Source organism: Pseudomonas sp. D(2018), assembly GCF_005502555.1.
Lineage (GTDB): Bacteria > Pseudomonadota > Gammaproteobacteria > Pseudomonadales > Pseudomonadaceae > Metapseudomonas > Metapseudomonas resinovorans.
Window position 1 is genome coordinate 38,602 of the sequence record NZ_SCOK01000004.1, and the last position, 12,255, is coordinate 50,856.

Consider the following 12,255-nt stretch of genomic DNA (forward strand, 5'->3'; position numbering starts at 1 on the left):
CGAGGCTACGGCCTCTGCTCAACGCGGCCGATGGCCTGCAGTGCCATTCCCGCGAAAAAACATGCCAAGCCGATCAGCGGTCATCAGCCGTCCGTCCGCACCTGGCGCACTTTGAACCCCAGGCGCTCACCGAACGCATCGAGAAATGCCTGGGTAAAGGCGGTTTCGCCCCAACCATTGAAGATGAACCCCAGGTTGGAGAACCCGCAGGGCTGCAGGAAGAGAAAGCCGTTGATGTCGTCTTCGTGACCGCACTCCGGGCAACTGAAGTTGTCCGTGATCCCCGGCCACCAATCCTCCAGGCTCTCGAACAGCGGCTCGCCGACTTCCCGGCGGCATTCCGGGCAGCCCGCTTCTTTGAGGAAGTTACGGGTGGGCGTATAGATGCAGCGTTTATCCACCACCTCCAGGCCATTCACGGGTTGGCCGAACGGCAAGCGATCAGGATGTTCGACCACCTGCCGCGCGCTGGGGGCGATGGCATAGGCCATGCGATTGCCGCGCACGCCACAGGTGCTTGGCAGCGCCTCGACCACCCCGCGCTGGGCGAGCCAGCGCTGCATGCGTCCAGCCAGGGCCTGGTGCCCGGGCACGCTGGAAATCTGCGGCACGATGATCAGTTGGCTCGTCTCCATTTCAGGCTCCTATGGCAGAAGAAAGGGCACGCAGCTTAATCAGTGCCCTTCAACCGTCAACTATGGCGCAAGATGCCAAAGCCATTATCATTCCGGCCCATGATCAACGATCCCTTCCAACGGCTTGGCCTCGATCGCGAGGTACTGACCGTCAGCCAGCTCAACCAACGTGCCCGCCATCTATTGGAGGACGTGTTTCCGCAGGTTTGGGTGGAGGGTGAAATCTCCAACCTGGCCAAGCCTGCCTCCGGCCACCTGTACTTCACCCTCAAGGACAGCCAGGCGCAGGTTCGCTGCGCCCTGTTCCGGCAGAACGCCCTGCGCGTACGGCAGGCGCTGCGCGATGGCCTGGCGGTGCGGGTGCGTGGCAAGGTCTCGCTGTTCGAGGGTCGTGGCGATTACCAACTGATCGCCGATGCCGTCGAGCCGGCTGGCGATGGTGCCCTGCGCCTGGCATTCGAGGCCCTTAAGGAAAAACTCGCCGCCGAAGGGCTGTTCGCCGCGGAACGCAAACGCCCGCTTCCGGCACACCCGCAGCGTATCGGCATCGTCAGTTCACCCACCGGCGCGGTGATCCGCGACATCATCAGCGTCTTTCGCCGTCGTGCACCCCAGGTACAGCTGACCCTCATTCCCACCGCCGTGCAGGGCCGCGAAGCCTCCGCGCAGATCGTCCGCGCCCTGGGATTGGCGGATGCGCAAGGCTTCGATGCGTTGATCCTCGCCCGTGGTGGCGGCTCCCTGGAGGACCTCTGGTGCTTCAACGAAGAGGCAGTGGCCCGCGCCGTGGCCGCGTGCCAGACCCCCATCGTCAGTGCCGTCGGCCATGAAACGGATGTTTCCATCAGCGATTTCGTCGCCGATGTGCGCGCACCGACGCCCTCCGCCGCCGCCGAACTCCTGGCCCCAGATGCCAGAGACCTGCAGCAGCGCCTCGACAGCCTGCATCGCCGCCTGATCCTGCGTCTGCGGGACCAACTGACCCGCGAGCGCCTGCGCCTGGATGGGCTGTTCCGACGCCTGCGTCACCCCGGCGAGCGCCTGCGCCAGCAAGCGCAACGGCTGGATGACCTGGACATGCGCCTACGGCGCGCGTTCGAGCGCCAGCAGCAGGTACGACACGAACGCCTGGCACGCCTGGACACCCGCCTCGCCGCACAGCATCCCGGACGCACCCTGGCCCTGCTGCGGCAGAAGCTCGACAACCTTGCCGAACGCCTGCCCCGCGCCGCTCGCGACGCCCTCAAGGATCGTCGTCAGCGCCTTGACGCCCTGGCCCAGACACTGCACGTCGTCAGCCCCCTGGCCACCCTCGGGCGCGGCTACAGCATCCTGCTAGACGAACGTGGACAAGCCGTCCGCACCGCTAGCCAGACCCACCCCGGCCAGCGCCTGAAGGCCCGCCTCGGAGAAGGCGAACTGGACGTGCGCGTCGAAGACAACCACCTCACGCCCGTGAACCTCTCCCTGCTGGACTGACCATGCGCCTGCTTGCCGCCCTGCTCCTCTGCCTCGCCCTCCCCGTCCATGCCGAAGGTTTCATCAGCCGGCTGCTGAACAAGCCGGTTCCAGGCGGCGTAGCCGTCGTCCAGCTCGGCAACGGCCCCCAGGCGCCCACCGCGCGCTACCAGGGCAAACCGGTGCTGGTGGTCAAGGAAGACGGCCGCAACTGGATCGCCATCGTCGGCATCCCGCTGGGTACCAAGGTCGGGCAGCAACTGATCGAGGTCAGCGATGGGCGCCGGCTGGGCTTCAGCGTCGGCAGCCGCACCTATCGCGAGCAACACATCAAGCTGGCCAATACCCGCCAGGTGAACCCGCTGCCGGAAGACCTGAAACGCATCGACCGCGAACTGGCCGAGCAGACCACTGCCTACCGCCGCTTCAGCCCCGGGACACCGAGCAACCTGCTGTTCGACAAGCCGGTCAACGGCCCCCTCTCCAGCCCCTTCGGACTGCGCCGCTTCTTCAATGGCGAAGAACGCAACCCGCACTCCGGCCTGGACTTCGCGGTCGGTGCGGGCACGCCAATCAAGGCGCCCGCGGCCGGCAAGGTGGTTCTCATCGGCAACTACTTCTTCAACGGCAAGACAGTGTTCGTCGACCATGGCCAAGGCCTGATTAGCATGTTCTGTCACATGTCGAAGGTAGAGGTGAAACTCGGCCAGCAACTGCCCCGCGGCGGCGTGATCGGCCGCGTCGGCGCCACCGGCCGCGCGACCGGCCCGCACATGCACTGGAACGTCAGCCTCAACGATGTGCGAGTTGACCCGGCCATCTTCATCGGTGCCTACAAGCCCTGAGGACATTTGCGCATACACCCGGGGCTTGGGCTGCGCGGCTCTGATTTGCTAAGGTCCGGCGGCTTCGGGGCCCACCCCGCCAAACGGATATCTGAAGGGAGCAGCCCATGAGTAGCGAAGTCACCCACTGGCTGGAATGGTTGCGGCAGCATCAGGAATTGCACACCGTCGTCGCCACTTCCGCCCTTATCCTCCTGGCCTGGCTGTCGAACTGGATAGTCCGCCGCATCCTGCTGCGCGGCCTGTTCCACGTCACCGGCGCGCAGATTCAGGACCACGGCCTGATCAAGCGCCTGGCCAATGTGGTGCCCGCCCTGGTGCTGGCCGGCGGCGTAAGGGTGGTGCCGAACCTGCCAAACGCGTTGGTGGAGGTGATCACCAACGTCTGCGCCGCCTTCATCATCCTCACCGTCGCTCTGGCCCTGAGCGCCGCGCTGAACATCGTCAGCAGCCTCTATCAGCGCCGCAAGGATGCCCACCTGCGGCCCATCAAGGGCTATGTGCAAGTGCTGAAGATCGCGATCTTCGCCATCGCCACGATCCTGATGATCGCCAGCCTGATCGACCGCTCGCCGCTGATCCTGCTGTCGGGTCTCGGCGCCATGGCCGCAGTTCTGCTGCTGATTTTCCAGGACACTCTGCTGTCGCTGGTGGCCAGCGTACAGATCACCTCCAGCGACATCATTCGCGTCGGTGACTGGGTGGAGATGCCCCAGCTCAACGCCGACGGCGACGTGATCGACATCGCCCTGCATACGGTGAAGGTGCAGAACTGGGACAAGACCATCACCACCATTCCCACCAAGCGCTTCATCACTGACTCGTTCAAGAACTGGCGCGGCATGCAGGAATCCGGTGGCCGTCGGATCAAGCGCTGTCTCTATCTGGATCAGAACAGCGTGCACTTCCTCCGCGAGGACGACATCGCCCGATTGCACCGCTTCCGACTGCTGGACGGCTACCTGAAAGCCAAGGAAAGCGAGCTGCTCAGCTGGAACAGCCAACTGGATGAGGCTGCCCGCCTGCCGATCAACAGCCGCCAGTTGACCAACCTCGGCACCTTCCGCGCCTACGTGGAGCACTACTTGCGGGAGAACCTGGACATCCGCAAGGACATGACCCTGCTGGTGCGTCAGATGGCCCCTACCGCTGATGGCCTGCCGCTGGAGCTGTACTGTTTCACCAACACCACGGCCTGGGCCCGCTACGAGGCTATACAGTCCGACATCTTCGACCACCTGCTGGCGATACTTCCGGAGTTCGGCCTGCGAGTGTTCCAGCACCCCAGCGGTGCGGACATGCGAGCGCTGCGTCTAGCGCCGCAGGAATGACCTCAAGGCTGACCGCGAATTGCCCGGCAAGGGGCGATTCGCGGGCTGGCTGTCTCGCCCCCAAAAGAGCAACGCAATTACTTCTAGTAAATCGCAACAACTACGCAATAAATCTCCTCCTTGCAAATTCTTGCGCTCTTTTTCACCATTTTTCCCGCAATGCTTGCCATATTCACTCACGATGAATAGGGTTAGCCCTTATGAAAACCGCACACACCCTCATCCTTCTGCGTCAACACGCCTGCCTGCGACTGGTCAGCCCCCGACTGCGTGGCTGAATCTCACCTTCGTCGCACCCGCTGAATTCAATGCCTGGCCGACCACCACACGGCCCGCAGTAAAAAGGATTTGCCCCATGAGCATGCTGAAAGACCCATCCCGCAAGTACCGCGCCTTCCCCGCAATCAACCTGCCGGACCGTACCTGGCCGTCCAGGACCATCACTGAAGTACCGATCTGGTGCAGCTCCGATCTGCGCGACGGTAACCAGTCGCTGATCGAGCCAATGGATGCGCAGAAGAAGATGCGCTTCTTCAAGACCCTGGTGCAGGTGGGCCTGAAGGAAATCGAGGTGGCCTTCCCCTCCGCTTCGGATACCGACTTCAACTTCGTTCGCGAGCTGATCGAAGGCGGCCACATCCCCGACGACGTCACCATCCAGGTACTGACCCAAGCGCGCGAGGACCTGATCACCCGCACTTTCGAGTCCCTGCGTGGGGCGAAAAAAGCCATCGTCCACGTCTACAACGCCACCGCCCCCTCGTTCCGCCGCATCGTCTTCAACCAGGACAAGGCCGGCGTGATTGAAATCGCCACCAGCGCAGCCAGGCTGATCAAGACGCTGGCCGCCGAGCAGCCGGGAACCGACTGGACCTTCCAGTACTCGCCGGAAATCTTCAGCTCCACCGAGCTGGACTTCGCCGTCGAGGTCTGCGATGCGGTGATCGATGTCTGGCAGCCGACCCCCGAGAAGAAGATCATCCTCAACCTGCCGGCCACCGTTGAGTGCGCAACGCCGAACGTGTACGCGGACCAGATCGAATGGTTCGGCCGCCACGTCAGCCGCCGCGACTCGGTGATCATCAGCCTGCACACCCACAATGACCGTGGCACCGGCGTGGCCGCCACCGAACTGGGCCTGATGGCCGGCGCCGACCGAGTCGAAGGCTGCCTGTTCGGCAACGGCGAGCGCACCGGCAACGTCGACCTGGTGACCCTTGCACTGAACATGTACACCCAGGGCCTGCACCCGCAGCTGGACTTCTCCGACATCGATGCCGTGCGCAAAGTGGTCGAAGAGTGCAACCAGTTGCCGGTTCACCCGCGGCACCCCTACGTGGGCGACCTGGTCCACACGGCCTTCTCCGGCTCCCACCAGGACGCCATCCGCAAGGGCTTCACCCAACAGCAGGAAGACGCCCTCTGGGAAGTGCCCTACCTGCCAATCGACCCGGCCGACATTGGCCGCAGCTACGAAGCGGTGATTCGCGTGAACAGCCAGTCCGGCAAGGGTGGCATCACCTTCCTGCTGGAACAGGAGTACGGCATCAGCCTGCCGCGCCGCATGCAGATCGAATTCAGCCAGGTGGTGCAGAAGGAAACCGATCGCCTGGGACTGGAAATGACTGCCCAGCAGATCTACCAACTGCTGGACAGCGAGTACCTGCAGGCCAGCACGCCCTTCACCCTGAAAGGCCATCGCCTGCAGGAAGAGAACGGTACCAGTGCCGTGGATATCGAAGTCCAGGTCAAGGGCGAAACCCAGCACCTGCGCGGCATGGGCAAGGGCCCGCTGGAAGCCCTGGTGGCCAGCCTGCCGGTGAAGGTCGAGATCATGGACTACTCGGAGCACGCCATCGGTGCCGGCACAAACGCCAAGGCTGCGGCCTACATCGAACTGCGCGTCAACGGTGGCCGTGCCCTGCACGGTATCGGCATTGACGAAAACCTCACCACAGCCAGCTTCCGCGCGCTGTTCAGCGCCCTCAACCGCGCCCTGAGCCAGGCCGAGGCCGAAGCGGCCTGAGGCTGATACCGCAAAGCAAAACCCCGCCAGCAGGCGGGGTTTTGTTTTGCAGGCAACCTACCGGGAGTATTCAGCCCTGCTGCTGCCAGTGGCACTTGCCCCAGGCGCACATGGAATCCAGCACCGGCTTCAGGCTGCTGCCATGCTCGGTCAAGCGGTACTCAACCCGAGGCGGTACTTCGGCGTAGACCGTGCGCGAGACGATACCGTCGCGTTCCAGCTCACGCAGCTGCTGGGCCAGCATCTTCTCGGTGATACCCGGCACCAGCCGCTTGAGTTCGGAAAAGCGCCGTGCCTCCGGCATCAGGTGATAGACCAGCAGCGACTTCCACTTGCCACCGATCACTGCCAGGGTGACTTCCACCGGCGTGTTGTAGACCTTTTCTCCCGCCACAAGCAGGCTTCCCCCGGCAGGTAGTGGCTTGTGTTCGCTCATGATTGCCTCGGTACTCAGAGGTGCAGGTCGAATGCGTCTGCGTCGCGCATGGCCGGGAAGCGCTCGCGATACGCAGCCAGTTGTGCGGCGGACAGGTTGGCGAAGAACACGCCATCGGCATCGCCGGCATCCAGCAGGCTCTCACCCTGGAAATCCAACACCTGGCTGTCGCCACTGTAGCCGTGGCCCTTGCCATCGGTACCGACGCGATTCACCGCGGCGACGTAACAGAGGTTTTCGATGGCACGCGCAGGTAGCAGTCGGTTCCAATGATGGCGACGCGCGGCCGGCCAATTGGCCGTGTAGAGCAGCAAGTCGGTGTCGTGCGGATCGCGGCTCCACACCGGGAAACGCAGGTCGTAGCAGATCAACGGCCGCACGCGCCAGCCCTTGAGCTCGAACAACGCCTGGGTCTCGCCCGGCGTGTAGTGCTTGTGCTCACCGGCCATGCGGAACAAATGACGCTTGTCGTAATGCAGGACCTCACCGTCCGGACGCGCCCAGAGCAGGCGATTGCGGTGGCTGCCATCAGCGACCTGGATGATGACGCTACCGGTGATCACCGCATCCAGGCGCTTGGCCTGCTCCCTCAGCCAGGCGTGGGTCGGCCCTTGCTCGGGCTCGGCAAGCGCCGAGGAGTCCATGGAGAAACCGGTGGTGAACATCTCTGGCAGGACGATCAGGTCAGCGCCCTTCGCCTGTTCCAGCAAGGTTTCGAAATGCGCGTGGTTGGCTTCGCAGTCGTGCCAGGCCAGGGTGGTCTGCACCAGGGCCAGCTTGAGATCAGGCAAGGCGGTCAGATCGCGCATAGTTTTTCCGCCGCCTGACGCAGCGTCTCCTCACGTTTGGCGAAGCAGAACCGCACCAGTCGCAAATCCTTGGGCGCTTGCTGGTAAAACACCGAAACCGGAATGGCGGCCACGCCGTGTTCACGAGTAAGCCATTCGGACATGGCCACATCGTCCAGGTCGTCGCGGATGGCGCTGTAGTCCACCAACTGGAAGTAGGTACCGGCGGCACGGCTGAAACGCAAGCGCGAGCCGGCCAGCAGATCGCAGAACAGGTCGCGCTTGGCCTGGTAGAAGGTCGGCAGCTCGGCCAGGTGCTCCGGGTGCGCCGCCATGAAATCGGCAAGCGCCCATTGCAGCGGGGTCACACCGCAGAAGTTGACGTACTGGTGGACCTTGCGCAGCTCGGCGGACAGCACGGGCGGCGCCACCACATAGCCGGTCTTCCAGCCGGTGACGTGGTAGGTCTTGCCGAAGGAACTGACCACGAAGGCACGCGCGTACAACTCGTCATGGGCCAGCACGCTGACATGGCTGACACCATCGAACACCAGGTGCTCGTAGACTTCGTCCGACACCAGGTAGATGTCGCGATCACGAATCAGCTCGGCCAACTGGTCCAGTTCGGCGCGGGAAATCAGCGCACCGCTGGGGTTGTGCGGGCTGTTGAGGATGATCATGCGGGTGCGCGGGCTCAGTGCGTCGCGCATGCGTTGCCAGTCGATGGCAAACCCCGGCAGTGCCAGAGGTACGTGCACGCAGCGGCCACCAGCCAGTTCAACCGAGGGTTCGTAGCTGTCGTAGCAAGGGTCGAGGACGATCACCTCATCGCCAGCACGGACCACGGCCTGGATGGCACAGAAGATGGCTTCAGTGGCCCCCGGGGTGATGGTCACCTCGGTATCGGCGCTGACCGGGCGCCCGTAAAAGGCCGCAACCTTGGCCGCCACCTGCTCGCGCAGCGCCGGCAGACCGGTCATGGGTGCGTACTGGTTGTGCCCGGCCGCAATATGCCGGCCGACCGCATCGCACAGGGCAGTCGGCGCGGAGAAATCCGGGAAGCCCTGGGACAGATTGATGGCGCCGACTTCAGCGGCGAGTTGGGACATGCGGGTGAAGATGGTGGTGCCGACGTTGGGCAACTTGCTGGCGATCATTTCATCAGGCTGCTGGCGACTGGGAAGTGGGTCATAGCTTAAGGCCTGAGGGGGTTCGCGACCACAGGAATGCCCCTGCAGGAGCGAGCTATGCTCGCGAAACATTGTGCCGGCCCAGTTCGCGAGCAGAGCTCGCTCCTACGAAAGCCGAATTCCACCCAAAGTGCGACCCTGGAAAGAAAAAGAGCGCCCCAGGGCGCCCTCTTCCAGTCCAGCCGGTATCAGCGCTTCTTGTCGCGGCGCTTCTTGTCGGCCTTCTTGTGGTGCGACATGAGACGGCGTTTCTTGTTCACCTGACGCTCGGTCAAGGTGTTCTTCTTGCCCTCGAAGGGGTTCTCGCCGCCCTTGTACTCGATGCGGATCGGCGTACCGACCAGCTTGAGCACGCGCCGGTAGGTGTTTTCCAGGTAACGCGAGTAGGACTTGGGCACCGACTCGGTCTGGTTGCCGTGGATCACGATCAGCGGCGGGTTGGCTCCACCGAGGTGGGCGTAGCGCAGCTTGATGCGGCGGCCGTTGACCAGCGGCGGCTGGTGCTCCTGCACCGCGTCTTCGAGGATCTGGGTCAGACGGCTGGTGGGCCAGCGGGTGATGGCGGAACGGAAGGAATCCTGCACTGACTTGTACAGGTGGCCGACGCCGGTGCCATGCAGGGCGGAGATGAAGTGGATGTCGGCGAAATCGACGAAGAACAGCCGGCGCTCCAACTCAGTCTTCACATAGTCGCGCTCACCCGGTTCCATGCCATCCCACTTGTTCAGGGCAATGACCAGCGCACGGCCGGTCTCGAGCACGAAACCCAGCAAGTTGAGGTCGTGCTCGACTACCCCTTCACGGGCGTCCATCACGAAGATCACCACGTTGGCATCCTGGATGGCCTGCAGGGTTTTCACCACCGAGAACTTTTCCACTGCCTCGAAGATCTTGCCGCGACGACGCACGCCAGCGGTGTCGATCAGGGTGTACTTCTCTTCGTTACGCTCGAAGGGGATGTAGATGCTGTCACGGGTAGTACCGGCCTGGTCGTACACGATCACCCGCTCTTCACCGAGCATGCGGTTGACCAGGGTGGACTTGCCAACATTGGGGCGACCGATGATGGCGATCTTGATGCCATCCTTTTCACTCGGCCCGGGCACGCGCGTCGGCTCAGTGCCTTCGGCAACCACTTCGGCCTCGGCGGCCTCAGTTTCGTCGGCACCATCATCACGGGGGAACTCACCCAGAGCAGCCTGGAGCATCTGACTGATGCCACGGCCATGGGCGGCAGCGATCGGCAAGGCGTCGCCCAGGCCCAGGGGGCTGAACTCGGCGCGCGCGATGTCCGGGTCAACGGTGTCGACCTTATTGGCCACCAGGAAGCTGCGCTTGTTCCGCTTGCGCAGGTGCTCAGCGATCATCTGGTCGGAGGCCGTCATGCCAGCGCGGGAGTCGACCATGAAGAGCACTGCATCAGCCTCTTCGATCGCCTGCAGGGACTGCTCGGCCATTTTTGCGTCGATGCCTTCCTCATCGCCGGAGATACCCCCGGTGTCGATGACGATATAGGTGCGACCCTGCCACTTCGCCTCGCCGTACTGGCGATCACGGGTCAGACCCGCGTACTCCGCGACGATCGCGTCTCGGGTTTTGGTCAGGCGGTTGAACAGGGTGGACTTGCCGACGTTGGGCCTACCCACCAGGGCAATTACGGGAACCATGAGGCTCTCCACTCGTTATTTCAGAAAACACAAAGGCCGCTACCGTTTGACGGCAGCGGCCGGATATCAGACTTCAGCTTAGCGGATGGTCAGGCCAACCAGCTTGCCACCGTTGCCATAGGCGTACATCCACTCACCCACCACCAGCGGACGGGCACGCAGACCATCGCCGTCGATCTTCTCGCGGCCGACAAAGTGGCCGTCCACCTGGCTCAACAGGTGCAAGTAACCTTCGAAGTCACCGACAGCCACATAGCTGGAGAAGACCTCAGGAGCGGACAGCTGGCGGCGAGCCAGGGCGTCGTTGCTCCACAAGGCGGAGGCGGAGCGCTCGTCCACACCTTCCACGGTTCCGCTGGCCAGGCTTACGTAAACGTTACCGAAGCCCTGGGCGACGCCGGCGTAGCTGGACGCCTCGCGCTGCCAGAGTACGCGACCGCTTTCCAGGTCCAGGGCGGCAACGCGACCCTGGTAGGTGGCGACGTAAACGGTACCGCCGGACAGCAGCAGGCCGCCGTCGATGTCCACTACGCGATCCAGCTCGGAACGGCCCTGAGGCACGGCCACGCGCTGTTCCCAGACCGGAATGCCGCGCTTGATATCCAGGGCGAGCACCTTGCCGGTGGAAAGACCGGCGACGGCCAGATTGTTAGTCACGATGGGCGCGCCAGTACCCCGCAGGGTCAGCACGGCCGGAGTGTTCTCGTAGATCCAGAGCTGATTGCCGGTGGCCGCGTCGAAGCCGAACAGGCTGTCGTTCTGAGTCTGCACAACGACCACGTCACCGTTGTTGGCCGGCGGGGCCAGTACTTCGCCGTTTACACGGGCGCGCCACTTCTCTTCGCCGTTGGTGGCATCGAGGGCGACGATTTCCCCTTTCAGGGTACCCAGCATCACCAGGCCATAGCCGACGCCAACCGCGCCGGAGACCGGCAGTTCGAGGTCTTGCTTCCAGATCACGTCGCCATTGAAGCGATTGAGCGCCATGACCTCGCCGTTGACGTCCGAGGCATAGATGGTGTCGCCATCGACGGCGGGCACCAGCAGGTTGTAGGTCTCGCCCTGGCCGTCACCAATGGAGCGGCTCCAGCCCTTGTCCAGTTTCACTTCCTCAGTGATATCGGGCAGTTCGGCCGGCGGCAGTTCCTTCTTGCTATTGCTGCTGCAGCCCACGGCCAGTAGGGCCAGGGCCAGCACTGCGGCATTCTTCCAGCGCATCACGTCACGCGTCCCCTTTTGCCAGGTCGTCAAGCTTCATCTGCAGACCGCCTACGGCGGCATCTTCGGGCAGCGCAGCCTTGGCTTTCTGGTAGGCAGCATGCGCGTCGTCGGTACGACCCAGCTGAACCAGCAGATCGCCCTTGAGTTCTTCTCGGCTGGCGAGGAAGGCCTTATCGGCATCGCCATCCAGCAGTTTGAGGGCATCTTCAGCCTTGTCCTGCGCTGCCAGGACACGGGCCAGGCGCTGGCGGGCCAGCTCACTCAGGGTCGCATCGGCAGGTTTGTCCAGCACGGCCTTGAGCTCTGCGGCAGCATCATCCAACTTGCCGGACTCGACCGCGACCTTGGCCACGAACAGGCTGCCGTACTGTGCGTAATGGGTCCCACCGAAATCGCTCTTCAGCTTGCCAGCCAGCTCGGCGACCTTGGCCGAGTCCGGAGCGCCGCTGGGAGTCAGAGCGGTTTCCAGCAATTGCTGGTAAACGATCGAAGCGCCCTGTGCCTGATTGGCGTCGTACTTCTGCCAGGCCTGCCAACCGAAGACCACTGCCAGCGCAAGTGCGCCGCCAGTGAGCATGGGTTTGCCGTTGCGCTGCCACCAGTCCCTGAACTGCGCAATCTGTTCTTCTTCAGTCTGCATGCTTAACCCCGTACTCCT

11 protein-coding genes are annotated in these 12,255 nt (G+C 63.4%); 4 read left to right on the plus strand and 7 right to left on the minus strand.

The window, feature by feature from the left end; genetic code table 11:
- Window positions 1-83: 83 nt before the first annotated feature.
- On the minus strand, window positions 84-635 hold the full coding sequence (locus FFS60_RS04505; RefSeq protein WP_137821265.1) for a sugar ABC transporter ATPase: 552 nt from the start codon (window positions 633-635) through the stop codon (window positions 84-86).
- A 99-nt stretch (window positions 636-734) separates the two neighbouring features.
- On the opposite strand from FFS60_RS04505, the gene xseA reads away from it, so the two are divergent.
- The 4 genes from xseA to leuA all read left to right on the plus strand — a co-directional run bounded on the left by xseA (window position 735) and on the right by leuA (window position 6,295).
- The gene (gene xseA, locus FFS60_RS04510) at window positions 735-2,114 is read left to right on the plus strand and encodes an exodeoxyribonuclease VII large subunit (protein ID WP_137821266.1); all 1,380 of its coding nucleotides are present in this window, start codon (window positions 735-737) and stop codon (window positions 2,112-2,114) included.
- A 2-nt stretch (window positions 2,115-2,116) separates the two neighbouring features.
- The gene (locus FFS60_RS04515) at window positions 2,117-2,938 is read left to right on the plus strand and encodes a peptidoglycan DD-metalloendopeptidase family protein (RefSeq protein ID WP_137821267.1); all 822 of its coding nucleotides are present in this window, start codon (window positions 2,117-2,119) and stop codon (window positions 2,936-2,938) included.
- Between the two features lie 107 nt (window positions 2,939-3,045).
- Entirely contained in the window at window positions 3,046-4,269 is a 1,224-nt protein-coding gene (locus FFS60_RS04520) for a mechanosensitive ion channel family protein (protein WP_137821268.1), read from the plus strand.
- A 355-nt stretch (window positions 4,270-4,624) separates the two neighbouring features.
- On the plus strand, window positions 4,625-6,295 hold the full coding sequence (gene leuA, locus FFS60_RS04525; RefSeq protein WP_137821269.1) for a 2-isopropylmalate synthase: 1,671 nt from the start codon (window positions 4,625-4,627) through the stop codon (window positions 6,293-6,295).
- Between the two features lie 70 nt (window positions 6,296-6,365).
- Here leuA and FFS60_RS04530 read toward each other — a convergent pair whose 3' ends face one another.
- The 6 genes from FFS60_RS04530 to FFS60_RS04555 all read right to left on the minus strand — a co-directional run bounded on the left by FFS60_RS04530 (window position 6,366) and on the right by FFS60_RS04555 (window position 12,237).
- Window positions 6,366-6,731, minus strand: a complete 366-nt coding sequence (locus FFS60_RS04530; RefSeq protein WP_137821270.1) for a helix-turn-helix domain-containing protein — start codon at window positions 6,729-6,731, stop codon at window positions 6,366-6,368.
- 14 nt (window positions 6,732-6,745) lie between these two features.
- The gene (locus FFS60_RS04535) at window positions 6,746-7,540 is read right to left on the minus strand and encodes an amidohydrolase (protein ID WP_137821271.1); all 795 of its coding nucleotides are present in this window, start codon (window positions 7,538-7,540) and stop codon (window positions 6,746-6,748) included.
- On the minus strand, window positions 7,528-8,676 hold the full coding sequence (locus tag FFS60_RS04540; RefSeq protein ID WP_137821272.1) for a pyridoxal phosphate-dependent aminotransferase: 1,149 nt from the start codon (window positions 8,674-8,676) through the stop codon (window positions 7,528-7,530). Before FFS60_RS04540 ends, FFS60_RS04535 begins: the two co-directional genes overlap by 13 nt.
- A 221-nt stretch (window positions 8,677-8,897) precedes the next feature.
- Window positions 8,898-10,376, minus strand: coding sequence for a ribosome biogenesis GTPase Der (der, locus tag FFS60_RS04545; protein ID WP_028628645.1), 1,479 nt, complete (start codon window positions 10,374-10,376; stop codon window positions 8,898-8,900).
- A gap of 78 nt (window positions 10,377-10,454) precedes the next feature.
- A complete protein-coding gene (gene bamB / locus FFS60_RS04550; protein WP_028628646.1) occupies window positions 10,455-11,597 on the minus strand; it encodes an outer membrane protein assembly factor BamB in 1,143 nt (380 codons plus the stop codon).
- A 1-nt stretch (window position 11,598) separates the two neighbouring features.
- Window positions 11,599-12,237, minus strand: coding sequence for a YfgM family protein (locus FFS60_RS04555; RefSeq protein ID WP_028628647.1), 639 nt, complete (start codon window positions 12,235-12,237; stop codon window positions 11,599-11,601).
- Window positions 12,238-12,255 lie beyond the last annotated feature (18 nt).